The organism is Halomonas sp. A40-4 (genome assembly GCF_015767635.1).
Lineage (GTDB): Bacteria > Pseudomonadota > Gammaproteobacteria > Pseudomonadales > Halomonadaceae > Vreelandella > Vreelandella janggokensis.
This window is the reverse complement of the sequence record NZ_CP065230.1, coordinates 127182-152807: the sequence shown is the minus strand read 5'-3', so window position 1 is coordinate 152807 and position 25626 is coordinate 127182. Positions and strand designations below refer to the sequence as shown.

The window sequence follows — 25626 nt, the reverse complement described above, 5'->3', positions numbered from 1 at the left end:
CAGTGACCGCAACAACCTTTGGGTTCAACAACATAGGATTTTATTACCCTAAACTTGCTGGCCGCATGCCTTGGAACGCGCTGCATTCTGTCAAAGCAGCATGGAGAATGCAAGGCCCGCACGAATTTTTTCCAATGATACCGGCTCCGGAACACGCGGGGCGCCCGCCATCTTACCCGCGCGTTCGGCAAAGGTGAGCGGGAAACGCGCTTCAAGCCCGCCATAGACCATATCAGGCCACACCGCGTGGGGCACCTGCACCCCCCGCGAGACCACGCGGGCGTCGCCACCCGTCAGCAGCATTGGCAGGGCCACGCCTTCCTGATCGCACACCTCGCTGTAGATGCGGTTAATGGCACTCACTGCCGCCATGTAAATGCCATGGTTCACAGCGTCGACCGTTCGCCGCCCTGGCTCCAGCAGAGCGTCCGCTTCGCTTTCCGGGTCAATGGCCACGTTCCGCGTTCCCAGCTTCAGGCTTTCCTTCATCAGGCGCAGTCCGGGTACAATAAAGCCACCCAGGTGCTGTCCGCCTGGCAGCACGAAGTCGATAGTGATGGCACTACCACAGTCTACCGCACAGCAGCCACCCGCGAGCTGATAGCCCGCCAGCGCACCCAGCCAACGGTCGACACCTAATCTTTCGGGCTCTTCGTAGCCGTTGACCACGCCCAGTGCTTCGGCAGTTGAACGGGCAACATGGACATTCCGCACCCGCCGACGCAGCAGCCCCACGGTCTCCTCTAGTACGGCCGCCCGGGCAACACTTGAAATGCGCACAGCTTCGACCACGTCGAGGTCGGGTATATCAGCCCCGGGCCGCCATTCCTCACGTGTCCATACAGCGCCCCGTGACCGTATCTCACTGCTGTCAGCGTCTTTCAGGCGCCACTTGGACAAGGTATTGCCAATATCTAGATCTAGAATCATAAGCGCCTACGTACGCTGATTTCACCGCCCGACAAGCGCTTTGACTGCCCTGATGCCGTTACCCACAGGCTGCCGCTATCGTCCACATCGCACGCGACAGCCTCGTAAACCTGACTACCCTGAGTGACGCGAATGGGTTGGTCAGCATAAGCATGCCGCTCATTCCAGGCCGCGCGCCAGGATGCAAACCCTTGTTGTTCAAACCCCGCCAGCATGGCGAGCAGCCCCGCCACAACATCCGCTGCCAGCTGGTTACGGGAAAGCGACGGCAAGTCATCAAACAGTGCCGCTACCGGCTGTTCAATGGCATCACGCATTGCCTCGGGCAGCGAGAGGTTCATCCCCATGCCTATCACGACCTCGCACGGGCCGGCCGCGTCCCCGGTCACTTCCACCAATATACCCGCCAGCTTGCCCAACTCATCGCTGTCGCGCTGGGGCAGTAAAATATCATTGGGCCATTTCAGCCGAGGGGCGACACCATGCTGTTCAAGCACCTGGGCAACTACCACGCCAACGGCCAGGCTCAAGCCTTCCAGGGCATTGACACCCGCTTCAAAGCGCCAGCCAACCGAGAGCATCAGGCTTTGCCCCCAGGGCGTAGTCCATACCCGCCCTCGTCGACCACGCCCCGCCGTTTGCAACTCGACCAGGCACACCTCTGCGTGGCCAGCCCCCTGCTCAAACCGCTCACGCAGGTAGGCATTGCTCGAAGGCAGTTGGTCTTCGACAAACAGGCGGGCAAGGTGATGGCGAGCGGAGGCGGGAAGGCGCTCCACGATTTTTGCTCCGACAAGCGGCTCCAACGGCTGGGCAAGGCGATAGCCGCGCCCCTTGACCGCCACCAGCGACACGCCGAGCGCCTCTAACTTTTTCAGCTGCTTCCAGACGGCAGCGCGTGAAACGCCTAGCGCCTCGCCCAATTGTTCACCGGAATGAACCTCGCCATCGCTTAGCAGCCGCACCAGGTTGCCGATGCTCATGTCCTTGCCCCATCTGGGAAAACGTCTATCTTACCGGATGCGCCAGCAGCGCGAAAACTACTGCCCAAAGTTAATCTATTGATGCCTTGCACAATACAGTGCTGGTAGTAGACCGCACCGAGACCCTATAATGCCGCCCTATTTTTCTAGCAGGATCGCGTCGTGATCGAGAATCTTCGCAACATTGCCATTATCGCCCACGTTGACCACGGTAAAACCACCCTGGTCGATAAACTTTTGAGCCAGTCCGGCACGCTCGACCGCAAAGCCGAAGGGCAAGAGCGGATCATGGACTCCAATGACCAGGAAAAGGAGCGTGGCATCACCATCCTGGCCAAAAATACGGCGATCAAGTGGCAGGACGGCAACGGCACTGACTACCACATCAATATCGTGGACACGCCCGGACACGCCGATTTCGGCGGTGAGGTCGAGCGCGTCATGTCGATGGTGGACTCGGTATTGCTACTCGTTGACGCCGTTGATGGCCCGATGCCGCAGACCCGCTTTGTTACCCAGAAAGCGTTTGACCGTGGCCTGAAGCCTATCGTCGTGGTCAACAAGATTGACCGCCCCGGCGCGCGTCCCGACTGGGTGATCGACCAGATCTTTGATCTGTTTGATAACCTGGGCGCTTCCGACGACCAGCTCGACTTCCCGATTATCTATTGCTCTGCCTTGAACGGCATTGCCGGCCCCGACCCGGAAGAGCTGGCAGACGACATGTCCCCCATGTTCCAGTCGATTGTCGATATCGTCGAACCGCCCAAGGTCGAGAATGACGGACCGTTCCAGATGCAGATTTCCGCACTGGACTACAACAGCTACGTCGGCGTCATCGGCCTCGGCCGCATCAGCCGCGGCAGCGTCAAGCCGAACCAGCAGATTACCGTGGTAACCAAGGAAGGCCAGTCACGCAAGGGCAAGATCGGCCAGGTAATGACCCATATGGGCCTCGATCGCGTACAGACCGACGAAGCCACTGCAGGCGATATCATCTGCATCACCGGCATCGAGAATCTGGCGATTTCCGACACCCTGTGCGACGTGAACGCCGTCGAAGCGCTGCCGCCGTTGACCGTTGACGAGCCGACAGTCTCGATGACCTTCCAGGTCAACGACTCGCCGTTTGCTGGTAAAGACGGCAAGTTCGTGACCAGCCGCAATATCAAGGACCGCCTGGAACAGGAACTCATCCACAACGTGGCGCTGCGCGTTGAACAAGGCGAAACGCCGGAGAAATTCAAGGTCTCCGGGCGTGGCGAACTGCACCTGTCCGTATTGATCGAATCCATGCGTCGTGAAGGCTTTGAGCTGGCCGTTGGCCGCCCCGAGGTGATCATCCGTGAAATCGACGGCGAACAGCAGGAGCCCTACGAAGAAGTCATCATCGACTGCGAGGAGCAGCACCAGGGCGCCATCATGGAAGAGCTTGGCTACCGCAAGGGTGAAATGACCAACATGAATCCGGACGGCAAGGGTCGCGTTCGCCTGGACTTCATCATCCCGGCGCGTGGCCTGATCGGCTTCCGCGGTCAGTTTTTGACCCTGACCTCGGGCACCGGCATCCTGACCAGCCGCTTTGACCACTACGGCCCGCTGAAGCCGGACGCCTCGATCGAGCGTCGTAACGGCGTCATGGTGTCGATGGTCGATGGCAAGGCACTGGCCTATGCGCTTTACACCCTTCAGGAACGCGGCAAGCTGATCGTCGACCACGCCACCGAAGTCTACGAAGGCATGCTGATCGGCATCAACAACCGTGCCAACGACATGGTGGTCAACCCGACCAAGGGTAAAAAGCTCGATAACATGCGCTCAACAGGTAACGATGAAAATATCGTGCTGACGCCGCCGATCAACTTCACCCTGGAGCAGGCCATCGAGTTCCTTGACTCCGACGAGCTGGTGGAAGTAACGCCGAACCATATTCGTCTGCGCAAGAAGCTGCTCAAGGAAAACGAGCGCAAACGCTCCAGCAAGAAGTAAGTTCTCGAAGCCCGCTTAGCAGCGGGCTTTTTTTTGCCTGCCACACCCCTGACATGTTGACCACGCACGTTTGCCAAGGGGTTCCCCCAACGCAACCTTAACGGTTACTCGCTGGAAAGCCGCTGCGGTGTAGCGCAAAGTAGCGGTATCCCCGACACGGGAAATCATTTTATTATCGAATTCATACAAACGTTTTGATCATCACTGCCGTCAAGGAAACCCATGACCCCGCTTATCGAGGTTCAACAGGTCAACAAGGCCTTTGGTGGCCTGCAGGTCATCAACGACTGTTCTATCCACGTCGAGAAAGGCTCGATTACCGGCATGATCGGCCCTAACGGCGCGGGCAAGTCGACGTTATTCAACTTGATGGCCGGCGCGTTACAGCCCGACAGCGGGCGTATCCTGCTGGAAGGCGACGATATTACCGCGCTCAGCGCGGATCAGCGCTTTCATAAAGGCCTGCTGCGCACCTTCCAGATTGCCCATGAGTTCACCCACATGAGTGCTCTGGAAAACCTGATGATGGTCCCCCCGGCGCAGGCCGGGGAAAACCTGTTCACGACCTGGTTCAAACCCGGTCTGGTGCGCCGCGAGGAAGCCGAAGTGCGCCGACGCTCGCTTGAGGTGATCGACTTTATCGGCCTTCACCATGTGCGCAATGAGCTGGCTGGCAACCTGTCCGGCGGCCAGAAGAAACTGCTGGAACTGGGCCGCACGATGATGACCAACGCCAAGATCGTGCTGCTCGATGAAATCGCCGCTGGCGTCAACCGTACCCTGCTCGGCGACCTGATAGGCAATATCGAACGACTCAATCGCGAAATGGGCTATACCTTCCTGGTTATCGAACACGACATGGACATGATCGCCCGGCTTTGCGATCCGGTCATCGTGCTTGCCCAGGGCCAGGTCATGGTTGAAGGTCACATCCAGGATATCCAGAACAATCCCGAGGTCATTGAGGCCTATTTCGGTGCCGGAGCAGCGTGACGGATGAAGGCGCCGAGCTTATTTAAATGCCACAAGCAATCAGTTGGCAATCAACAAGAGACTTTTCCACCATGCCTTTAATCGAAGCGCGCGACGTTTATGGCGGCTATGGCGGCATGAATATCCTCAATGGGGTGGACATGTCCCTGGAAGCTGACGAAGTCGGGGTGATTGTAGGACCGAACGGGGCGGGTAAATCGACGCTGCTGAAAGCGATCTTCGGGCTTCTGCACGTCAATCAGGGTGACATCCTGCTCCATGGCAAGCCCATCCAAAATTTACCCCCCCACCAGTTGGTTGAGCGCGGTATGGGCTTTGTCCCTCAGGAAAAGAACGTTTTCCCGAGCCTCACCGTGCAGGAAAACCTGGAGATGGGAGCCTTTCTGAAGCCGCAGAACGTGAAACGCATGCTGGGTCAGGTTTACGAGTTCTTTCCGCCCCTGCAGGAAAAGCGTCATCAGCCGGCGGGGGAGCTATCCGGAGGGCAGCGCCAGATGGTCGCCATGGGCCGCGCGCTCATGGCCGAACCCAGCTTGCTGCTGCTCGATGAACCCACCGCCGGGCTTTCCCCGCTCTACATGAACGAGATTTTTGACCGCGTTAAGCATATCAACGCGGCTGGGGTAGGCATTCTGATGGTCGAACAAAACGCCAAGCAAGCACTGGCCATTGCCGATAAGGGCTTTGTGTTGGCAGCAGGCCAAAACCGCTTCACCGATACCGGCGCGGCACTGCTTGCCGACCCGGACGTGGCAAAAAGCTTTTTGGGCGGATAGTCCAGGGGACAATAACGTGAATGAACTGGTTTTCTTTGTTAACAACGTCGTGATCGCCGGTAGCGTGACGGGCGCCATCTACGCCATTGGGGCGATCGGCGTCACGTTGATTTTCAGCATCATGCGCTTTGCTCATTTTGCCCACGCCGACGTGATGACCTTTGGCGCCTTCATGGTGTTGCTGCTCACCACCGCATTTCCTGGCGTCGGCATCAGCATCGGCGTACCCACGGCAATCGTCATGTTGCCTATTGCCATGCTGCTGACCGCCTTCCTGGCAGTGGGTATTGATAAAGCGTTTTACAAACCGCTGCGCGCTCACGGGGTGAAGCCCATCGTCATGGTCATCGCCTCGCTGGGGGTCACCTTGATTCTACAGGGCCTGATTCGCTTGTTCTCAGGGACAGGCGGCCAAGGCTTGTACGTTGACGATCGCAAGGCGATTTTTCGCATGCTGCCGTTTGAAAACGTTCGTGTACCGATCGTGATTACCGAGCCGCAAATTTATCTATTCGTGATCACCCTGGTGGCGGTGATCGCCCTGCACCTGTTTTTAAGCCGCTCGCGGCTCGGTAAAGCCATGCGGGCAATGTCTGACAACCCCGAACTGGCCCAGGCTTCGGGCATCAACACCAACACCATCGTCGCCGTCACCTGGGTGATTGCCGGCGGGCTTGCCGCCATTGCCGGCACGCTGCTGTCGCTGGACGTGACGTTCAAGCCCGACCTGAGTTTCTTCCTGCTGCTACCCATTTTCGCCGCCGCCATCGTTGGCGGCGTCGGCCACCCCTATGGCGCGGTCGCCGGGGGCTTCGTGGTCGCTTTTGCTGAAACCCTGGCGGTGTTCAACTGGGCCGTGTTGCTGCGCCCCTTCCGCGATAGCCTGCCCACCTGGCTCGAGCTGCCGTCCAACTTAGCCTTCGTGGGGACCGAATATAAAATCGTCGTGCCGTTTTTCATTCTGGTCGCCATCCTCGTTTGGCGACCCACCGGCATCTTTAAAGGCAAGGTGATCTGATGGCTGATAATAACTACACCCCGCAGGATGCAACGCCCAAGGCGTCGCGGCTGCCGCTACGCGAACTTTGCCTGTTCGGCGCACTACTGTTGACCATTGTCGGCGTTTATGCAGCGATGGGGGCCGCCTACAGTACCCGCATGCTGGTCGAAGCGGCGTGTTACGCCGTGCTGGCGCTGGGGCTGACCATTCAATGGGGCTATGCGGGCCAATTCAATGCTGGTGTCATGGGTTTTGTCGCCTTGGGCGGTGTCAGCGCCATGTTGTTCAGCGTGCCGGTCAACGACGCTTTCTGGAACAGCGAACTGCCTGCCGAGCTTGGCAAGGTATTGCTGTATGCCATTGGGGCCACACTGCTGGTCGTGGCCGCCACCAAGCTCACCCGGCTGGGCGTTCCCAAACGGGTGCGTACCGTATTCGCTGTGCTGCTCGCCATCGTTCTGTATATGGTGGTCATCAGTTTGTTGCGCGACGTCACCGCGGATATTGAGTCCCAGGCAGACTTCGTCGGCGGGCTTGGCTTGCCGCCCTGGCTCGGCTGGATCTTTGGCGGTGCGCTGGCAGGCGTCGTGGGCTACTTCATCGGCCATGTTTGCCTTGGCCTGCGCAGCGACTATCTGGCCATCGCCACACTGGGTATCGCCGAGATCATCAAGGCATTCCTGAAAAACTCAGACTGGCTGACCCGCGGCACCGCGACGGTTTCGCCACTGCCCTGGCCAACGCCCGGGCCGGCAGAATTGGGGTTTACCCTTTCCCGGGCGATATACCTGTCGCTGACGGCGGTGATCATTGCCGGGATCTTCTTTCTGCTCCATCAGGCTTACCATGCCCCCTGGGGGCGTATGATCCGCGCCATTCGCGACAACGAGATATCGTCGGCGGCCATGGGCAAGGATATCAACAAGCGGCGCCTCGAGATTTTCGTCCTCGGCTGTATCCTGATGGGCATCGGCGGCGGGATGCTAGCCAGCTTCAACAGCTTGTTTGACCCCAACGGTTACCTGCCGCTCAACCATACCTTTCTGGTTCTGGTCATGGTGATTCTGGGTGGACCAGGCAACAATCTGGGCACCATTTTTGGCGCCGTCGCCGTATATATCATCTGGATCATGTCGGAACCACTGGCGCTGTACCTGATGGACCTCGCCGTGGCTTTCGGTAACGTTGCCTTCGACTGGCAGGCCCCTGCCAACATCGACAGTCGCGCCCTCCAGGCAAGGGTCTTGGTGATTGGTGTACTGGTAACGCTGGTATTGCGCTTCGCGCCTAAGGGACTGCTGCCAGAGCGCGTCAAGTACCACGACTGAACAAAAAACCGCCCCAGCGACTGGCCGGGGCGGTGGATGTGGCTCAGTTGACGCCGCTGACTGCTAGTCGGCGAGTTCGCCTACCCGTTTGAACTCGCCGTCTTCAACGGTCATTTCCACAACGATACCGGGCACGTCGCCGCTTTCGTTGAACTCATGGCTGCCTGAAGCACCTTCGTAGTTAATCTCTTCTCCCTGGGCAATCAGCTCCACGGCCTTCTCCCACTCGCCGGGCAAAATGGTTTCACCGGGTGCTGTCGCCACCGAGCGCAATGCCTCTGATAACCCTTCACGCTCGGCGTTACCGTTCTGCTCGATGGCCAATGCCACCAGAAACGCCGCATCATAGGCCTGGGCGGCAAATACCGCTTCAGGGTCGATTCCTTCAGCTTCGGCGGCTTCAATGAAGATATCCGTGCCGGGCAGTGCCGGGCTGCCTGGGCGGGTTGCGATCATGCCCTCAAGCACACCAGCGCCTACGGCTTCGACGAGGCTATTGCCCACCATGCCGTCAGCACCGACGTACTGGGTGAATACACCGCTTTCTGCCGCCTGGCGCAGCACGGTCTGGCCCGATGTATCGGCATAGGCCAGTACCACTAACGTTTGTACACCGGTCGACGACAATATGCCCAGTTCAGAGCGGTAGTCGGCACGATTGTCTTCGTGGGCGAGGCTTTCCACCACGCTACCACCTTCCGCTTCAAAGGTGGTGGTAAAGGCGTCGGAAAGCCCCTGTCCATAGTCGTTATTGACGAAGGTCACGGCGACTTCTTCGATGCCTTTATCGATCAGAAGCTTAGCCAGCATTTCGCCCTGGAAGGCATCAGAAGGCACGGTGCGGAACACCAGATCATTATCGTCAAGCTCGGAGACCGCCGGCGCGGTAGAAGCGGGGGATACCATGAGCACACCGCCGGGGATCGCTGCATTATTGGCCGCGGCAATGGTGGCACCGGTACACAGCGCACCGACGATGGCGGTGACATCTTCGGAATTGACCATACGGTCCGCCGAATTCGAGGCGGCCGATGCATCAGAACAGGTGGTATCGCCCGACGGCATTTCCAGCGTCTGGCCGCCCAGAAGACCGCCCTGTTCATTGATCTGCTTGACCGCCAACTGCGCACCGTCAAAGATTGGCGGTGTCAGGCTCTCGATCCCCCCGGTAAAGCCCCCCAAAAAGCCCACCTTGACCTGAGCCTGGGCCGCACCTGCCAATGCCAGTGAAGAAACGGCCACGGCCGTGGCAATTATGCGTTTATTCATCATGTTATCAATCGCTCCCTGTAGGATTTAGCGCCCCATCGTCTCGCGCTGGGGTCTGCTCTTAATCTGGAACTGGAACGCTAAAAATACAAGCAACGTTTTCCAACGCTAGCCGTCGCGATCATCCTTGACGCGCTCAGCCCAGCGCTTGCGAGCCAGGTTGCGTCGATAAAGCCGCATCAGTGCAATCGTCAGCGCCGTCGCCAGCATGGCAGCCAACACGACGCCCTGCCAGGGACGGGCCGCGTTACCCATTACCGTCTCCAACGTGATAATCAGTGTCAGGCCAATTGCCTGGGAGCCGATCGCTAGCGCGCGCAGCCTATCAAAAGCGGGTGGGGGCATAACGTCTCCGTAATTTTCAACTCGCATGATATGGTGCATCAGTGTAACTGCTAAACGGGAAAACCATGAACGCCATCACCCTTGGCCCGCTGCTGATTTCGCTGCCCCGCCTTTACGCCATTGCCTGCGCGCTGGCATTGCTGGTCAGCACGCGCTATTTGCTGGGGCTGCCCCACCGCCGCCACCAACGCTGGTTTTTGGGTCTTTTGGTCATCTGGCTGATCGCGGCTCGCTTCGGTCATGTCGCCCTGCATATCGAAAGCTACAGTACCGCCCCACTGGAGACACTTAAGCTCTGGAAACCTGGTTACCAAGGACTTTGGGGCATGGCAGCAGGCCTGTTGTGGACAATCTGGTCGCTGCGCTCACGGCTGATTGCCATGGGCGGCGCAATGGCGCTGCTGATCGGGGCCTCAAGCCTGTGGCTGGTGCTGGTAACGCTTGCCCCGCTGGGCAGCGACATGAGTTTGAAAAGCCTGCCCGACATTACCCTGGAAGATATTGATGGCACCCCGGTGCATCTTCCCTCCTTGGCGGACGACCACGACAGGGTCATCGTCAATCTTTGGGCCACCTGGTGCCCGCCTTGCCTACGCGAAATGCCGCTGCTTGAAGATGCCGACCAGCGCGAAGGCGTCGCTGTCGTGGTCGCCAACCAGGGCGAGGACCTGCTGCCCATTGTGCGCTACCTGGATGAACAATCGCTGCGCTTTCGCTACGCCCTTCGCGACCCCAACCAAATGCTGATGTCGCTCGTCGAGGCCCCCGGGTTACCCACGACGGTGTTGTTCGACGGCGACGGCAACACCCTGGATATTCATGTGGGCGAACTCACCCAGGCCCATCTGGACCGTTGGCTCGAAGATTGACGACGATACACCTTAATCCCCCAGCGCCTTTGCGTTAGAATCCCTCGCCCTGTTTGTAGCCGGTCATCGTGACCGGCCACGTACGCCCCGTTTCGCAGACTTCCTTGAGGCATCATGAGCGATTTTTCCCCCGGCCAACGCTGGATTAGTGACGGAGAAGCCGAGCTTGGGCTCGGTACCGTGCTTAACTGCGACACCCGTAGCGTTACCATCTTGTTCAGTGCCAGCCAGGAAACCCGCACCTACAATACCCGCCAGGCCCCGCTGACCCGCGTCATGTTCGGCACCGGCGACCGCATCCAGTCGGCTGATGGCTGGCAGATGATCGTCGATGACAGCCAAACGTCTAACGGCTTGATCACCTATACAGGCGAAGACAACCAGGGACAACGGCGCGAACTGCCGGAAGCCAAGCTCGCCGACACCATGCAGTTCGACCAGGCTCGCGACCGGCTGCTTACCGGCCAGGTCGACCGCAACGACTGGTTCGACCTGCGCTTTCGCACCCTGCATCACCACCAGCGTATCGAACAGCACAGCGCGCTGGGCTTTGCCGGGCCGCGAATCGACCTGGTGCCACACCAGCTGTATATTGCCGATGAAGTCGCCCGGCGCCATGCGCCGCGCGTCCTGCTGGCAGACGAAGTCGGGCTCGGCAAAACCATTGAAGCGGGGCTGATATTGCACCGCCTGCTGCTGACCGGACGCGCCGAGCGAGCCCTGATTCTGGTGCCGGATAGCCTGACCCATCAGTGGCTGGTCGAGTTGCTGCGCCGCTTCTCGCTCAACGTTACCCTGTTGGATGAGACCCAGAGTCAGGCTCACGGCAGCGCCAACCCGTTTGAAAGCGCTCAGCTGGTACTGGCAAGCCAGGGCTGGCTGTTTGCCAATACCCACCGCCAGGAACAGGCGCTGGCCAGCCACTTTGACCTGCTGATTGTTGACGAAGCCCACCATCTTGACTGGAGCAGCGAGGGTAGCGGCCCCGGCTATCAGTGCGTCGAGCAGCTGGCAAGCGATATCCCCAGCCTGTTGCTGCTCACCGCCACGCCCGAGCAGATGGGCATAGAAAGCCACTTTGCCCGTTTGCGGCTGCTCGATCCAGAACGCTACCACGACCTGGCGCGCTTCAAAGACGAAGAACGTCACTACGGTGAAGTGGCCAGCGCCATTGAAGCGCTCGAGGCATTACCCGACACGCCTGACGCCCGTGTCCACGTCGACGCCGTGGCCGACGACCGCGATAGCCGGGCCCTGCTTGCCACCCTGTGCAATCCTGAGGCCAGCACCGACCAGCAGGACGCTGCCCGCGCCCAACTGCGCGACGCCCTGCTTGACCGCCACGGCACCGGGCGGGTGATGTTTCGCAATAGCCGCCGCCATGTGGGCGGTTTCCCCGAGCGCCGCCTGCACCTTGACGCGCTGGCATTGCCGTCGGCCTATCGCCGCATGCAGCGACGCCTGGAACGCGACGACGACTACCTCGACGAACTGCTGATCGAGACCGGCATGGATCATCCGGACGTGCTGATCTATCCGGATGCCGCTTACCGCGAGTTGAGTAACGATCCGCTTCACGGCGAACCCTGGTGGCATATCGACCCGCGGGTTAACTGGCTGCTGGAAAAACTCAGCGACGACAGCGCCGCCGGTTTTGCCAACGATAAGGTGTTGGTGATTGCCCATCACCGCGACACCGCTGAAGGCCTGGCCGAAGGTCTCCGCGTGCTGGGTGGCTACCATGCCCCGGTGTTTCACGAGGGCCTGTCGCTGGTCGAACGCGACCGTGCCGCCGCGGCGTTTGCCGATGAAGAAGACGGCTGCCAGGTGCTGGTGTGCTCTGAAATCGGCTCCGAAGGGCGCAACTTCCAGTTCTGCCGTCACCTGGTCATGTTTGACATGCCCCAGCATCCCGACCAGTTAGAACAACGCATTGGCCGCCTTGACAGGATCGGCCAGCGCCACGCGATCGAGATGCACATACCGACGTTTACCGGCAGTCCCGGCGAACGCCTGATGCGCTGGTATCACGAAGGCATGGATGCCTTCAGCGCGCCCCACGGTATTGGCAGTGACCTGTTTGACGCCTTTGGCGATGCCCTGGCCGATGCACTGCTCGACGACGAGATGCTGGATGAAATCATCAGCGAGACCCGTGAGCTGTTTGTCGCCAAATTAGCCGAGCGGGATGCAGGCCGTAACCGCCTGCTGGAGCTCAATGCCTGCCGCCCTGTGCGCGCCCAGCAGGTGGTCGAAGCCGTGCGCGAGCTGGACGACGACAGCGCCCTGCCGCGCTACGTAGAGCGCGCGTTGGATGTGTTTGGCGTGGATAGCCAGGAGATCGGCAACGGGCTGCTACACCTCCAGCCGGGACAGCACATGCTGGACGGCCTGCCTGGGCTGGTAAAAGGCGAAGAAGGGTTTTCGGCTACCTTTGATCGTCATCAGGCACTCGCCCGCGATGACGTTCAGCGGCTTTCCTGGGAACACCCGCTGCTGCGCGAAATGATGGGGCGCATCATTGACGGCACCATGGGTAACACGGCACTGGCATTGCTGGGTCACCCGGCAATCCCCAGCGGCCGACTGATGACCGAGCTGATATTCCGCACCCATTGCCCAGCCCCGACATCGCTGCACCTGAACCGGTTTCTGCCGCCGACGGCCGTCCGCGTATTGCTTGACGAGTCGGGGGCCAACCTGACCGACAAGATTTCCTTCACCGGGCTGGGTAAAAACCTGCAGAAGGTCAATAAATCCATGGCACGGGACCTGATCAAGAGCCGTCACGACGAACTTCGCGGTCTGCTCAGGCAAGGAGAGGGTGAAGCCGAACGAGAACTACCCAGCATCGTTGAAGCCGCCGAGGCACGCATGCGCACCCAGTTGGACGCAGAACTTGCCCGTCTGGGGGCGCTGGCGGAACACAACCCGTCAGTACGCAGCGAGGAGCTCGACGCCCTGAAAAAGGAACGCCAAGCCCTCAGTGACGCGATTGAAAACACCCGTCTGCGGCTGGACGCCGTGCGGGTGATTATCACCGTTGACCCCAATGCCTAAGCACTCCGCTCAGGCGAAAGGATAGCGGCGAGCGCCTTTTCCAGCGTGGGGTATTGAAAGCGAAACCCCGCTGCCTCAAGGCGCTCGGGGCGCATATCAGCACCGGTCAGCAGCAGCTGAGACATCTCACCCAACCCCGCTTTCAACACGCAGGCGGGCACCGGCAATACCGCCGGGCGGCGCAGTTGCCTGGCCAGTGTCCGGGTAAACTCGGCATTGGTCACAGGATGCGGCGCACTGCCGTTGAAGGCGCCGGATAGCGAGGCATCATTGAGCAGGAACATGATCGCCTCGACCAGGTCGTCGCGATGGATCCAGGGCATGAACTGCCTGCCATCGCCAAAACGGCCCCCCAGCCCCAGCTTGAACGGCGGTAACATCTTTTGCAGGGTGCCGCCGCCCGCCCCCAATACCAGCCCGATACGTAAAATCGCCAGGCGCACGCCCATGTTCTCAATGGGCTTCGCCGCGGCTTCCCATTCCGCGCATAGCCGGTGGGCAAACTCATCGTGGGGCGAGGTGTCTTCGGTGACGCGCTTATCGCCTTGATCACCGTAATAGCCCATCGCGGAACCACTGATCAGCACCTTGGGCAGCGGCTGGCCGTTCTCGCCCAGCTGCTCGCAAAGCGAGACGAGTTGCTCGGTCATCTCGATCCTCGAGCGAGTCAGCCGCTTTTTCTGGCTGTCGCTCCAGCGCTTGGCCGCAATTGACTCCCCCGCCAGGTTAACCAGTGCATCCGGCGGGCTATCGATGAACGCCTGGGCGCTGTCACGGATGTCACATTCGCGGGGAAGACGCTCGCGTACTTTATGAGGCGTACGGGAAACCACCAGCACCTCATGTCCCTGCGCTATCAACGCCGGGCAGAGTCGCTGGCCGACAAAACCACTGCCGCCGGTCACTAGTACACGCATGTGCTTCTCCCTTTGATATCGATGAGCAAGCTACGCTCTTTATTAAGGTTTACATTTCGATTTATTTATACAAGACTATTACTTATAAAATGATCCGTACATAAATATATGTGAACTCTATACATCACATCGTGCTGGGCCGATTACCCAACAGGTCGCCATGACAACCGTCACCTCTCCTTCTCTCTCAAACGTCGCCATTATCGGTGCTGGCATAACGGGACTGGCCTGCGCCAACCGGTTGGTAGAACACGGTGTGGCGGTGACGGTATTTGATAAAGCCCGTGGCCCAGGCGGACGCATGTCGACCAAGCGCCTCGATCAGGCTCAGCTTGATCTGGGTGCCCAAGCATTTACCGCTCGCGATCCAGCCTTCAGGGACGCTGTTGCTGACTGGCTTGCGTCAGGGCTCGTCGCTCGCTGGCCGATCGTCAGCTATCAAGCTAGTCCAAACGGCTGGCAACTGCATCATGACTCACGCCCCCGCTACACCGGGGTACCCCGAATGAGCGCTATAACCCGCCACCTGGCAGCTAGGTTCCAGGCCCACCCCCAAACGGCCCTGCAACTTGCAACGCGCATCGAGGCGCTGCACCGCTCACCCAAAGGCTGGCAGCTTCAAGATGCACAGGGGCGTGGTTACGGGCCGTTCGACCACGTCGTCTTGACCACTCCACCGCCACAGGCATTACCACTGGTGGCGCCCTGGGAGACGACACTGGCTGAGGCATGCCAAGCACGTGAGCAGCGCAGCTGCTGGGCGGCCTGGGCGGTGCTGGATGGCCCCCTACCCACTCCACCAGGCAGTCAGAGCGACTGGCAGATGGCCCGTATTGAGCACCCCGCGCTGCGCCTGGTGTCGCGTAACCAGACCAAGCCGGGTCGCGAGCATCAGCCTGAAAGCCTCAGCCTGATGGCCCATCTGGACTGGAGCGAGACCCACCTGGAAGATGACCCACAAGCGGTTGCTGAGTCACTGTGGGCGGCCTTTACGACGCTTTTTCCGGCTGACACGCCGTTACCGTTGCGGGTTACCAGCAGCGCACACCGTTGGCGTTATGCTCAGCCAAGCACTGCCGATGACCAGCTATACCTATACAGCGACAGCGGCCTGGCTATGTGCGGTGACAGTTTCACGGCCAGCCGTGTGGAATCGGCATGGGTCTCTGGAACGCAATCAGCCCAGGCGTTAATAGATCGGTCGGTACATAACAGAGCCTCATCATCACACTCCAACAAGTGAATCCAAAGGTTGTACCTTGAGGCTACAAGTTGTACAAAGGAACGTTAGTTATTCAAGATTGTTGATCGGTTAATTAGATATTAGGTAATTGCTATGGATAGCAAACCACATCGCCCGCCGCAGCAAACCACGATAGGCCCATGCGGCTTGGCTCCGCAGACAACGAAGAGGCAATGGCGCCCATGAATAATAAGGCGACCCACCCACCCGATACCCCACTTTATCCTATTCGGGAAGTTTCCCGTCTGACGGGCGTAAACTCGGTTACCCTGCGCGCCTGGGAGCGACGTTACGGTTTGATATGCCCCAAACGCACCCCCAAGGGCCACCGGCTGTATGCCCAGGACGACATCACACGCATCGAGCGCATTCTTCAGTGGCTCAACCGCGGCGTTCCGGTCAGCCAGGTCGCGGACCTGCTCGACCAACCCGACACCGTTGAGGCCCCGGTGCCCGATGCCGGCGATTGGGTAAGCCAGCGTCAGCAGTTGCAGGCGGTCATCGAAGCGCTGGATCTACCCAAACTGGAAGCCTTCTACCACCAGAGCCTGGCCCTCTATCCGCTGAGTACCGCTATCAACGAACTGTGGCAGCCGGTGGTGCTGACGCTGGAAGCCAAGTGGGCAGTGCAGCCTGATGCCCTTGTCCGCCGCACCTTCGAAGCCTTCCTGCGCAGTCAGGTGGGAATTCGCCTGCATTATGCCAACCAAGCCACCCGCGGCCCGTTGATCCTGCTTAATGTCATGCCCGACGACCCAGGCCCCCTGTGGGTTCTGATGGCAGCGTTGATGGCCAGCGAACAGGGTTACCGTGTGCAGCTGCTGGATCACTCCTTGCCGCTTGAAGACCTACCCCAAGCCGTTGCCCGCCTGCATTCTTCGATGGTGCTGCTGTCCAGCGGCCAGCGGGAAGACGACCACTATATTCGCCAGTCGCTGCCGGATGCCGCCGCCACGTTAAATGTGCCCATCGGCGTCTGCGGTGAAGTCGCCCGCCTGCGCGACGCCGACTTGCGCGACACCTCCGTGCATATGCTGGGCGATGACCTCCCTCAAGCCATCGCCCGCTTGCGCCCGTTGCTGCGCGAATCAGGCGTCCTTTGACAAACTGAGTGACACCGCCGCTGCGGCGGTGGCTACCCGCTTGACCATCGCCCTGCAGGAGTTCCCATGTCTCGACAGTTGGTTTGGCTGCGTAGTGACCTGCGCATCCACGATAACACCGCGCTTGCCGCCGCCGCTGCAAAAGGGCCGGTCGTTGCCGTGTTTCTTCGCTCAGTGGCCCAGTGGCAGGCGCATGGCCATGGTATTAACAAGATCGACTTCTGGGCACGTGGCGTTACTGCCCTCAAAGAGGCACTTGATGGACTGAATATTCCGCTCCTGCACCGGGATATCGCATCGTTTGACGATGCTCCCGCCACCTTGCTGGAGATTGCCCGCCAGCACCGGATTGAGCAGTTGCATTTCAACATCGAGTACCCCCTCAACGAACGGCGCCGCGACCAGGCGGTCATGGAGTCCTTCAAGCAGGCAGGAATTGACGCGCAAGGACATCATGATGCGGTGGCCTTTGCCCCCGGGACGCTACTGACCGGCAAGGGCGACTATTACGGCGTGTTCACGCCGTTTGCCAAGGCCTGGCACAAGCAGATCACGGCAGACCAGTTGACACTGCGCGACACCCCGGACGCCCAATCGCCGCTAAGTATCGAGAGCGACCCCTTGCCTACGCTGGCAGACGTCAATGGCTCCCCCGTTGATGCACACCAGTGGCCTGCAGGAGAGCACGCCGCCAGTGACCGCCTGGAGCGCTTCTTACGCTTCCGCGGCCACCACTACAGCGATCAGCGGGACTTCCCAAAGGTGCGCGGCACCAGCGAGCTTTCGCCCTATCTGGCGCTGGGAATGATTTCTTATCGTCAATGCATGCAAGCCGTCATGAGCGAGAATGGCGGACATTTGGCCGATGGCGATAAAGGCCTGACCGCCTGGGTAAGCGAGCTTATCTGGCGGGAATTTTACCAGCACGTGGCCGTCGGCTTTCCTCAGGTATGCCGCCACCAGCCGTTTCAGGCCCACACTCGTAAACTTGCCTGGCGCGACGACCCCGACGCCTTTAGTGCCTGGTGCGAAGGACGCACCGGCTACCCGCTGGTAGACGCCGCCATGCGCCAGCTCGTCGCCACCGGCTGGATGCATAATCGGTTGCGAATGGTGACGGCGATGTTCCTGAGCAAACACTTGTTGATCGACTGGCGGCAGGGTGAAGCGTTTTTTCTGCATCATCTGATCGATGGCGAATTTTGCGCCAATAACGGCGGCTGGCAGTGGGCGGCCTCAACGGGTACCGACGCGGCCCCGTATTTCCGAATCTTCAATCCCACCACGCAATCCACGCGCTTTGACCCCCACGGCGAGTTTATTGCCTACTGGTTGCCCGAGTTTGCCACTTTGCCAGCCAAAGCCCGCCATGCACCGCCACGCGACTTGTTGACCCAGTTGGACTACCCCGCCCCCGTTGTCGACCACAAGGCAGCACGTCAACGGGCACTCGATGCCTTCAAGGCGCTGTCAGACTGATACCGGCCCGCTAACCGCCTAACGACTTCAGGAGTCTTCATGTCACAGGACAAGGCACTGGAAGATTTTTGCGCCTTTTTCAACAAACTTGACAATACCTGTACAGAAAAGCTGTACGAAGTATATACTGACGATATAATTTTCACTGACCCGCTGCATAACGTTGAAGGTCGCCCCGCGCTGTCGCGCTATTTTGCCGCGATGTATGAAAACGTCGAGCATTGCCAATTCGTTTATCACACGCGCCAGCGCCAGGGCAGTCAGGCATTTGTCACCTGGACCATGACATTCGTGCATCCAAAGCTGTCAGGGGGACGTACGATCAAGGTAGAGGGATGCAGTGCGTTGACATTTGCTGACGACGGACGTGTAGCGCGACACAGAGACTACTTTGACGCCGGGGCGATGCTCTATGAGCACCTTCCGGTAATGGGGCGGGTAATTCGCTGGTTAAAGCATCGTCTTGATTAATCATTACGTTGCCTGGGGCACCTGACCGAGGTGCCCACAGGGTGTAACAGGAGAGGTTCGATGAGCACATGGACAACCCCCCAGCGTATCTGGCTGACGGGTGCGACCTCGGGGATTGGCGAAGCCTTGGCCAGAAAGCTTATTGCCCAGGGTCATCAGGTCGTAATCAGCGCCCGCAACCACGAGGCGCTGGAAGCGCTGTGCCAGGACCACCCCAACGCCCACCCGCTGCCGCTCGACGTCAGCGACCGCCATGCGGTGTTGGCGGCGGGCCAGCAGATCGGCGAACTGTTGGGCGCCCTGGACCTCGTTCTGCTCAACGCAGGCACCTGTGAATATCTCGATGCCCAGCAGTTTGACATGGACCTGATCGAACGTGTTTTCACCCCCAACCTGTTTGGCACCCTGTATGGCGTCGAGGCGGCCCTCCCCTTACTGCGTGCCGCCCGCCAGGAAGGCAAGCCCGCCCGGCTTGCGGCCACTTCGAGCGCTTCTGCCTACCTGCCGTTACCCCGGGCTGAAGCCTATGGCGCCTCCAAGGCGGCCGTCAGCTATTTCCTGGAATCGCTGCGCCTTGACCTTGACCAGGAAGGCATCGACGTCAGCCTGATTCACCCAGGCTTCGTCAAGACGCCGCTGACCGATCGCAATGACTTCCCCATGCCCATGCAGGTCAGCGCCGACACCGCCGCCGAGGCCATTATCAACGGCCTGGTCAAAGGCCATCTGGATATTCATTTTCCGCGCCGCTTTACCTATCTGGTCAAGTTTCTCGGCATCCTGCCGCCAGCCCTGCGTCGCCGGATCGGCCTGCGCATGACCCGGCAAGAGGCTTCCTGATGAGCAACACGGCGTCTCAACGCATTGCCATTATCGGCAGCGGCATCAGCGGCATGGCGGCCGGATGGTACCTATCTGCCCAGCACGAGGTCACGCTGTTCGAAGCCGACGCGCGCCTGGGCGGGCATACCGCGACCATGGATGTCGAGGTAGGCAGTCGCCCTTACGCCATCGACACCGGCTTCATCGTCTTCAACGACTGGACCTATCCGCATTTTCAGCGCCTGCTGGATGCCCTGGATGTTCCCAGCCAGGCCACCGAAATGAGTTTTTCGGTACACGAGACCAGCGTTGACTTTGAATACAACGGCCACACCTTGACCTCGCTGTTTGCCCAACGCCGAAACCTGCTGAATCCAGCTTTTTATCGCTTACTCGGCGATATCATGCGCTTCAACAAGCAGGCCACTGCGGACCTGGAGAACGGTCGGCTTGCTCAGGACATGACGCTTGGCGACTATCTGGACCGTCACGGCTACGGCCAGGCCTTCCAGCGGCGCTACCTGCTGCCCATGGGTGCGGCCATCTGGTCGGCGAGCATTGGCGACTTGCGATCCTTTCCGCTGACCTTTTTTGTCCGTTTTTTCCGCAACCACGGGCTTCTATCGGTCAACCACCGTCCCCAGTGGTACACCTTGGTGGGCGGTTCACGCCGCTACATTCCACGATTGACCGCGCCCTATGCGGACCGTATTCATCTGAACACCCCGGTTTCCGGCATTACCCGCACGGATACCGGGGTGATGATCACCACTGCTCAAGGCACCCAACGCTTTGATCAGGTCGTACTGGCATGCCACGCCGATCAGGCCCTGGCCATGCTGGACGACCCGACCGAGGCTGAAAGTGAGATTCTCGGCGCAATGCCTTATCAGGACAACGAGGTGGTACTACACACTGATACGTCGCTGTTACCGCGTCGGCAACGCGCCTGGGCCAGCTGGAATTACCGCCTCGACGGTCGCGGCGCCGATGAGCGGGTCTCGGTCACCTACAACATGAACATTCTCCAGCGGCTGGACGCGGACACCACGTTCTGCGTCACCCTCAACGATTCAGACAGCATTGACCCCGCCAAGGTGCTGGGTCGCTACACCTACGCTCACCCGCAGTTCACCCTGGCGGGGCACGCCGCTCAGCAGCGTCACGACGAGATTTCATCCCCCGCCCGACGTACGCACTTCTGCGGTGCCTACTGGCGCAACGGCTTTCATGAAGACGGCGTCTGGAGCGCCCTGCGTGTTGCCCGCTCGCTGGGTTGTGACGAAGCGTACACCCCGTTTACCACCCCCACGGCGCTGCCTACCACGGAACTGTTTGACGCCCACCAGGGGAGTGACGCGGGATGATAACGACGCCACATTCACGGGTGTATCGCGGCACCCTGCGCCACCGACGTTTCTCGCCTCATGCCCACCGTTTTGATTACCAGCTGTGGATGGCCTGGCTGGACCTGGACGAGTTGCCGACGCTGTTTGACGGTGTGCCGGGGTTCAGCGCTAGAGGCGCGGCGCTGGCTCGCTTTCGCCGCGAAGATTATCTCGGCCCGACGGATCGCCCGCTGGCCACCGCCGTGCGCGAGGAGCTGACACGCCAGCTGGGCAGCGCTCCTGAGGGCCGAATCTGCGTGTTGACGCAACTGCGAACGCTGGGCGCCATGTTCAATCCTATCTCGATGTATTACGCCTATGACCGGCAAGGCCAACTGTCAGCGGTGCTTGGCGAAGTCACCAATATGCCCTGGCGTGAGCGCACCTGTTATGCCTGCCGTGTCGATAGCCACCGCCACAGCCACCACGCAACCTTCGCTAAAGCCATGCACGTCTCACCCTTTAACCCCATGGACATGACTTATCGATGGCGATTTAACACACCGGGCGACCAGTTATTACTGCACATGGAAAACTGGCAGGCCGGGCAGCGTCATTTCGACGCCACCTTGACCCTGGAGGCGGCACCCGCCACCGCCAGGGTATTGCTGACCACTTTGGCGTGCCAGCCATGGATAAGTCTGAAAACCATCACCGGCATTCATTTTGAGGCGCTTCGGCTGTGGTTGAAGCGCAACCCTGTCTACAACCATCCCAAGCGCAAGGAGACCTCGAAATGACGACCCTGCGTTCCACGCCGCCTGACATTCAACCCGCCCCCCAGGGGCGTGTCACCCGCTGGCTGAAAAAGCGGCTGATCACACAGCTGGACACCTTTACCGGCGGGCACATCACCCTGATTGAAGGCAACCAATGTCACCATCTGGGCCAGGGTGGCGAGCTTCACGTCACCGTCGTCGTCCGCCACGCACGCGCCTGGAAGCGGCTGGCTTTCGGCGGCACCGTGGGCGCCGCCGAGGCGTACATGGATAACGACTGGGACGCCGATGACCTGGTCGCCCTGGTGCGCCTGTTTGCCATTAACCTGGATCAGGTCAACGGGCATCTCGAGAACGGCAGCGCGCGCATGGCACGCTGGCTGATGGGCCTGGTGCATCGTTTTCAGCGCAACAGCCTGACCGGTTCCAAGCGCAATATCGCCGCGCATTATGATATTGGCAACGACCTGTTTGCCACCTTTCTCGACAAGCACCACTGGATGTACTCCAGCGCCGTTTTTCCCTATCCGGATGCCAGTCTGGAAGAGGCCTCGACCTACAAGCTGGATGTCATGCTCGACAAGCTCGACGTGCAACCCGAGCACCATTTGCTGGAAATCGGCACGGGCTGGGGCGGGCTGGCCATCCATGCGGCCAAGACCCGCGGCTGCCGTGTGACGACAACCACCATTTCCGAAGAACAGTACGCCTATACCGCAAACCGCATTAAGGAAGAAGGCCTGGAGGAACGCGTTACTCTGCTGAAACAGGACTATCGCGAACTGACCGGACGCTTTGACCGGCTGATTTCCGTCGAGATGATTGAAGCCGTCGGCCATCAGTACCTGGATACCTACCTGCACAAGGTCGACAGCCTGTTGACCGACGACGGTCAAGCCATGCTCCAGGCAATTACCATCCGCGACCAGCGCTTTGATGGTGCCAAGCGGGATATGGACTTCATCAAGCGGTATATTTTCCCCGGTGGCTTTTTACCTTCCCACCACGCCATTGCCAGCAGCTTGATGCGCAAGACCTCGCTCAACATGGTTGCGCTCGATGAAATTGGCCAGCATTACGCTCGAACCCTGCGCGAATGGCGGCACCGCTTCGAGGCCCATCTGGAACATATTCAAGCGCTGGGTTATGACGAGCGCTTTATTCGCATGTGGCGTTATTATCTCTGTTACTGCGAAGGCGGTTTCCTTGAGCGTTCGATTGGCACCTGCCACCTGCTGCTGGCCAAGCCTGCTGCCAAACCGGCGCCCTTGACCGGAGGGTTGTAATGCTTGCACGGCGGCGCTTGATGGCGGTGCTCGTCAATGCCCTCGGCTTTGAAGTGATCTGGACGCTATGCGTGCTTGGAGGCTCCTGGGTCGCAGCGATCGCTGGCAGCACCTGGATTGCACTGCATTTAAGGTATGTCGGTAAACCGGGCGAATGGCGCCTGGTGGCAGGCTTTGCCTTGTTAGGGCTCGCAGTCGACGGCGGCTTACAGCTGGCAGGGGGGCTGATATTTGGCGATCAACGGCTCATTGCCGGCTTGCTGCCATTATGGCTATGGATGCTCTGGCCACTGTTTGCCACCCTGGTGCATCATTCGCTTGCCTGGCTATGGCGTTGGCCCTGGCTGGCAGCAGCGCTGGGTGCGCTGGGCGGGCCACTATCGTATTTTGCGGGCGCCGCCCTCACCGATGTCACCCTGGCGCCTTGGCTGCTACCCGCCCAGGCGCTGGTATGGGCACTCCTCTGCCTGGGGGTTTGCCGCTATTATCGGCGCTGGCAATATCGCCATGCTGCCACTGCAGTTCGCTAAGGACCCGCTTTCGCCATGCTGCCGGTGCGTGACTTTGCAGGCTGTGACTGGGGGAGCAAACGTTGCTCCAGTTCGTGTGCGGGTTGAGGACGGGCGAAATAAAACCCTTGCACCATATGGCAGCCCGCATCAACCAGGAAATCACACTGTTCTTTGGTTTCGACGCCTTCAGCAATCACATCAAGCTCCAGCCCCTTGGCCATCGACAGGACCGCCTTCACAATGGCGGCATCGGCCTGATCACCGGGCAGCTCCCGGATGAAAGCGCGGTCGAGTTTTATCTTGTCCACCGGCAAGCGCTTCAAGTAGCCAAGCGACGAATAGCCGGTACCGAAGTCATCAATCGCAATAGCATAGCCTTGGGCGCGTAGCGCTTTCAGGCGCGGCCCCATATCTCCCGCGCGCTCGTCCAGAAGAACCGATTCGGTTAGCTCCAGACCGATGTGACCAGGCGTTATCCGGTAGCGTTTCAGGCAGGTGGCCAGCTGGGTTTCCAGATCGCCATGAAAGAGTTGCAGCGCCGAGATGTTGACCCACATGGTCAGCGTCGGCATGCCATTATTGGCCCAGTGCGCCTGCTGGGCGCAAGCCTTTTCAATCACCCAGCTACCCAGTTCGGCCATCAGGCCGTGGCGCTCGGCCAAGGGAATGAATTCACCGGGCGATATCATTCCATCGCGAGGGTGCTGCCAGCGCAGCAGCGCTTCCATGCCAAGCAGCTCGCCCGTACCAGGGTGGTGCTGGGTCTGAAAGTACAGTTCCAGTTGGTCTCCCGAGACGAGGGCGGCGCGCAGGTCGCTAACCAGCGCCAATTGCGGATTGTCCTGCTTGTCCAGGGCAGGGCGAAAACGCAGACTGTGGTTACGCCCAAGCCGCTTGGCGTTGTATAACGCCGACTCCAGCCGTTGAAACAGCACGCCTGAGTCACGACCATCTTCTGGCGCTCGACAGCTGCCGATGGTCAAACCCAGACGCAACGACTGCTCTAGAATCTCAAACGGATTGCTCATGTGGTCGCGTAAGTTAGCGACCCACTTATCGTGATCATCATAGGTCGTGGTGCGAATGACCATGAATTCATCGCCGCCTAGACGTCCGACGACGCTACCTGCCATATAACTCGTCAACCGCTGAGCAAAGCGCGCCAGCAAACGATCACCCTGCTCAACGCCCATGCTGTCGTTCACCGATTTCAGGCCATCAATATCGATCAGCGCAATATCCAGGCTTTCCCCCGCGCGTACACCGCGCAGGCGTGATTCCATCAGGTCGTGCAGGCGCCGCCGGTTAGGTAGCCCGGTCAGCGGGTCTTCATAGCCAATGCGACGCAGGTCGCGCTCACGGGCTTTCTGGGCGGAAATATCGGCAAAAAGGCTAATGAAATGGGTTATCTTGCCGCGTTTATCGGTGATGGCACGCACCTTGAGCCACTCGGGGTATTCATCGCCGTGCTTGCGCCGGTTCCACATCTCGCCTTCCCAGCGCCCGGTGCTTTTCAGTGTGCTCCAGAAATGCTGGTAAAACGTCTTGTCGTGCCTCGGGGCTGCCAGCGTTTCGAGCTTCAGCCCCAGAATTTCATGACTTTCATAGCCGGTAATTTCAGTAAACGCAGGGTTAACCGCAATGACACGATTCTCAATGTCACTGATGACCATCGCATCATTGGCGAGACCGATCGCATCCTGCGATAGGCGCAACCTTAGGCGCTGGTGACCAACCTGACGCCATGCATCCCAAAGCCCGAGCGCCACCATCGATGCCGCGACCATGCGCAGCGCGACATCCGGAATCCAGATGCAGGCGGGTAATGCCACCAGCGCTGTCCAGACTAAGGGACGATTAAGGGAAACGGGAAGCCACATGCTTGTTCACGATATCCTATAAAAACGGGCTCAGAGCTACTCCCAAAAAGAATTAGATCGACGTCATACCGTCGCCTGACAAGCGACTGAACGCCAATCTTACGTCAATAAGCCGTTTAATGTGCAAAACCAATCATTCGACTCTACACTATTTGCCTCATTATACTTTCGGCCGCTAATAAAAAATCTGTAGGGCACACCAATAATAGGCCCGTTACGTGCATTCAGCGGTTTCGGGAAGTAGACTAGGCGCAACCTTTTACC

Annotated in this window: 22 protein-coding genes; 16 read left to right on the top strand and 6 right to left on the bottom strand. The window is 59.6% G+C overall.

Annotation, left to right across the window (positions count from 1 at the left end; genetic code table 11):
* Nucleotides 1-90: 90 nt before the first annotated feature.
* On the bottom strand, nt 91-930 hold the full coding sequence (locus IT895_RS00690) for a type III pantothenate kinase (protein ID WP_085917607.1): 840 nt from the start codon (nt 928-930) through the stop codon (nt 91-93).
* Nucleotides 927-1913, bottom strand: coding sequence for a biotin--[acetyl-CoA-carboxylase] ligase (locus IT895_RS00685; protein ID WP_199284441.1), 987 nt, complete (start codon nt 1911-1913; stop codon nt 927-929). Before IT895_RS00685 ends, IT895_RS00690 begins: the two co-directional genes overlap by 4 nt.
* Nucleotides 1914-2075: 162 nt before the next feature.
* Here IT895_RS00685 and typA point away from each other — a divergent pair, with 162 nt between their 5' ends.
* The 5 genes from typA to IT895_RS00660 all read left to right on the top strand — a co-directional run bounded on the left by typA (nt 2076) and on the right by IT895_RS00660 (nt 7999).
* A complete protein-coding gene (gene typA, locus IT895_RS00680; RefSeq protein ID WP_199284440.1) occupies nt 2076-3902 on the top strand; it encodes a translational GTPase TypA in 1827 nt (608 codons plus the stop codon).
* Nucleotides 3903-4124: 222 nt separating this feature from the next.
* On the top strand, nt 4125-4895 hold the full coding sequence (locus tag IT895_RS00675) for an ABC transporter ATP-binding protein (protein ID WP_199284439.1): 771 nt from the start codon (nt 4125-4127) through the stop codon (nt 4893-4895).
* Nucleotides 4896-4966: 71 nt separating this feature from the next.
* Nucleotides 4967-5671, top strand: a complete 705-nt coding sequence (locus tag IT895_RS00670; protein ID WP_085917603.1) for an ABC transporter ATP-binding protein — start codon at nt 4967-4969, stop codon at nt 5669-5671.
* 16 nt (nt 5672-5687) lie between these two features.
* Nucleotides 5688-6689 (top strand): branched-chain amino acid ABC transporter permease, encoded by a 1002-nt coding sequence (locus tag IT895_RS00665; RefSeq protein WP_085917602.1) that lies wholly within the window; start codon nt 5688-5690, stop codon nt 6687-6689.
* On the top strand, nt 6689-7999 hold the full coding sequence (locus IT895_RS00660; RefSeq protein ID WP_085917601.1) for a branched-chain amino acid ABC transporter permease: 1311 nt from the start codon (nt 6689-6691) through the stop codon (nt 7997-7999). Before IT895_RS00665 ends, IT895_RS00660 begins: the two co-directional genes overlap by 1 nt.
* Before the next feature lie 63 nt (nt 8000-8062).
* Here IT895_RS00660 and IT895_RS00655 read toward each other — a convergent pair whose 3' ends face one another.
* Together IT895_RS00655 and IT895_RS00650 are read right to left on the bottom strand one after the other, a co-directional pair.
* Nucleotides 8063-9271 carry an ABC transporter substrate-binding protein gene (locus tag IT895_RS00655; RefSeq protein WP_085917600.1) on the bottom strand — a complete coding sequence of 403 codons (1209 nt, stop codon included), beginning with the start codon at nt 9269-9271 and terminating at the stop codon, nt 8063-8065.
* Nucleotides 9272-9376: 105 nt separating this feature from the next.
* Entirely contained in the window at nt 9377-9613 is a 237-nt protein-coding gene (locus tag IT895_RS00650) for a hypothetical protein (RefSeq protein ID WP_199284438.1), read from the bottom strand.
* A 65-nt stretch (nt 9614-9678) separates the two neighbouring features.
* Here IT895_RS00650 and IT895_RS00645 point away from each other — a divergent pair, with 65 nt between their 5' ends.
* Complete coding sequence (locus tag IT895_RS00645) at nt 9679-10482, top strand: redoxin family protein (protein ID WP_085917598.1); 804 nt, start codon at nt 9679-9681, stop codon at nt 10480-10482.
* 114 nt (nt 10483-10596) lie between these two features.
* Nucleotides 10597-13542, top strand: coding sequence for an RNA polymerase-associated protein RapA (rapA, locus tag IT895_RS00640; protein WP_085917597.1), 2946 nt, complete (start codon nt 10597-10599; stop codon nt 13540-13542).
* Here rapA and IT895_RS00635 read toward each other — a convergent pair.
* A complete protein-coding gene (locus tag IT895_RS00635) occupies nt 13539-14459 on the bottom strand; it encodes a TIGR01777 family oxidoreductase (RefSeq protein WP_199284437.1) in 921 nt (306 codons plus the stop codon). The genes rapA and IT895_RS00635 overlap by 4 nt on opposite strands.
* A gap of 160 nt (nt 14460-14619) precedes the next feature.
* Here IT895_RS00635 and IT895_RS00630 point away from each other — a divergent pair, with 160 nt between their 5' ends.
* From IT895_RS00630 to IT895_RS00590, 9 genes are all read left to right on the top strand, one after another.
* Nucleotides 14620-15702 carry an NAD(P)/FAD-dependent oxidoreductase gene (locus IT895_RS00630; protein WP_199284436.1) on the top strand — a complete coding sequence of 361 codons (1083 nt, stop codon included), beginning with the start codon at nt 14620-14622 and terminating at the stop codon, nt 15700-15702.
* Between the two features lie 182 nt (nt 15703-15884).
* Nucleotides 15885-16805, top strand: coding sequence for a MerR family transcriptional regulator (locus tag IT895_RS00625; protein ID WP_176243627.1), 921 nt, complete (start codon nt 15885-15887; stop codon nt 16803-16805).
* A gap of 66 nt (nt 16806-16871) precedes the next feature.
* Nucleotides 16872-18284 (top strand): deoxyribodipyrimidine photo-lyase, encoded by a 1413-nt coding sequence (gene phrB, locus IT895_RS00620; protein WP_085917594.1) that lies wholly within the window; start codon nt 16872-16874, stop codon nt 18282-18284.
* Nucleotides 18285-18323: 39 nt separating this feature from the next.
* Complete coding sequence (locus tag IT895_RS00615; RefSeq protein ID WP_085917593.1) at nt 18324-18755, top strand: nuclear transport factor 2 family protein; 432 nt, start codon at nt 18324-18326, stop codon at nt 18753-18755.
* 60 nt (nt 18756-18815) lie between these two features.
* On the top strand, nt 18816-19595 hold the full coding sequence (locus tag IT895_RS00610) for an SDR family NAD(P)-dependent oxidoreductase (protein WP_199284435.1): 780 nt from the start codon (nt 18816-18818) through the stop codon (nt 19593-19595).
* The gene (locus IT895_RS00605) at nt 19595-20944 is read left to right on the top strand and encodes an NAD(P)/FAD-dependent oxidoreductase (protein ID WP_199284434.1); all 1350 of its coding nucleotides are present in this window, start codon (nt 19595-19597) and stop codon (nt 20942-20944) included. The genes IT895_RS00610 and IT895_RS00605 overlap by 1 nt, the downstream gene beginning before the upstream one ends.
* On the top strand, nt 20941-21705 hold the full coding sequence (locus IT895_RS00600) for a DUF1365 domain-containing protein (protein WP_085917590.1): 765 nt from the start codon (nt 20941-20943) through the stop codon (nt 21703-21705). Before IT895_RS00605 ends, IT895_RS00600 begins: the two co-directional genes overlap by 4 nt.
* Nucleotides 21702-22970, top strand: coding sequence for an SAM-dependent methyltransferase (locus IT895_RS00595; protein ID WP_085917589.1), 1269 nt, complete (start codon nt 21702-21704; stop codon nt 22968-22970). The genes IT895_RS00600 and IT895_RS00595 overlap by 4 nt, the downstream gene beginning before the upstream one ends.
* A complete protein-coding gene (locus IT895_RS00590; protein WP_199284433.1) occupies nt 22970-23500 on the top strand; it encodes a DUF2878 family protein in 531 nt (176 codons plus the stop codon). The genes IT895_RS00595 and IT895_RS00590 overlap by 1 nt, the downstream gene beginning before the upstream one ends.
* On the opposite strand, the gene IT895_RS00585 is transcribed toward IT895_RS00590, so the two are convergent.
* Nucleotides 23497-25362, bottom strand: coding sequence for a putative bifunctional diguanylate cyclase/phosphodiesterase (locus tag IT895_RS00585; protein WP_085917587.1), 1866 nt, complete (start codon nt 25360-25362; stop codon nt 23497-23499). The two genes, IT895_RS00590 and IT895_RS00585, sit on opposite strands and share 4 nt — an antisense overlap.
* Between the last annotated feature and the right edge of the window lie 264 nt (nt 25363-25626).

Bases quoted from the DNA above. Each gene is read 5' to 3' on its own strand.
- IT895_RS00690 (WP_085917607.1), bottom strand. From the start codon at position 930: ATGATTCTAGATCTAGATATTGGCAATACCTTGTCCAAGTGGCGCCTG.
- IT895_RS00685 (WP_199284441.1), bottom strand. From the start codon at position 1,913: ATGAGCATCGGCAACCTGGTGCGGCTGCTAAGCGATGGCGAGGTTCAT.
- IT895_RS00675 (WP_199284439.1), top strand. From the start codon at position 4,125: ATGACCCCGCTTATCGAGGTTCAACAGGTCAACAAGGCCTTTGGTGGC.
- IT895_RS00670 (WP_085917603.1), top strand. From the start codon at position 4,967: ATGCCTTTAATCGAAGCGCGCGACGTTTATGGCGGCTATGGCGGCATG.
- IT895_RS00660 (WP_085917601.1), top strand. From the start codon at position 6,689: ATGGCTGATAATAACTACACCCCGCAGGATGCAACGCCCAAGGCGTCG.
- IT895_RS00655 (WP_085917600.1), bottom strand. From the start codon at position 9,271: ATGATGAATAAACGCATAATTGCCACGGCCGTGGCCGTTTCTTCACTG.
- IT895_RS00650 (WP_199284438.1), bottom strand. From the start codon at position 9,613: ATGCCCCCACCCGCTTTTGATAGGCTGCGCGCGCTAGCGATCGGCTCC.
- IT895_RS00645 (WP_085917598.1), top strand. From the start codon at position 9,679: ATGAACGCCATCACCCTTGGCCCGCTGCTGATTTCGCTGCCCCGCCTT.
- rapA (WP_085917597.1), top strand. From the start codon at position 10,597: ATGAGCGATTTTTCCCCCGGCCAACGCTGGATTAGTGACGGAGAAGCC.
- IT895_RS00635 (WP_199284437.1), bottom strand. From the start codon at position 14,459: ATGCGTGTACTAGTGACCGGCGGCAGTGGTTTTGTCGGCCAGCGACTC.
- IT895_RS00630 (WP_199284436.1), top strand. From the start codon at position 14,620: ATGACAACCGTCACCTCTCCTTCTCTCTCAAACGTCGCCATTATCGGT.
- IT895_RS00625 (WP_176243627.1), top strand. From the start codon at position 15,885: ATGAATAATAAGGCGACCCACCCACCCGATACCCCACTTTATCCTATT.
- phrB (WP_085917594.1), top strand. From the start codon at position 16,872: ATGTCTCGACAGTTGGTTTGGCTGCGTAGTGACCTGCGCATCCACGAT.
- IT895_RS00615 (WP_085917593.1), top strand. From the start codon at position 18,324: ATGTCACAGGACAAGGCACTGGAAGATTTTTGCGCCTTTTTCAACAAA.
- IT895_RS00610 (WP_199284435.1), top strand. From the start codon at position 18,816: ATGAGCACATGGACAACCCCCCAGCGTATCTGGCTGACGGGTGCGACC.
- IT895_RS00605 (WP_199284434.1), top strand. From the start codon at position 19,595: ATGAGCAACACGGCGTCTCAACGCATTGCCATTATCGGCAGCGGCATC.
- IT895_RS00600 (WP_085917590.1), top strand. From the start codon at position 20,941: ATGATAACGACGCCACATTCACGGGTGTATCGCGGCACCCTGCGCCAC.
- IT895_RS00595 (WP_085917589.1), top strand. From the start codon at position 21,702: ATGACGACCCTGCGTTCCACGCCGCCTGACATTCAACCCGCCCCCCAG.
- IT895_RS00590 (WP_199284433.1), top strand. From the start codon at position 22,970: ATGCTTGCACGGCGGCGCTTGATGGCGGTGCTCGTCAATGCCCTCGGC.
- IT895_RS00585 (WP_085917587.1), bottom strand. From the start codon at position 25,362: ATGTGGCTTCCCGTTTCCCTTAATCGTCCCTTAGTCTGGACAGCGCTG.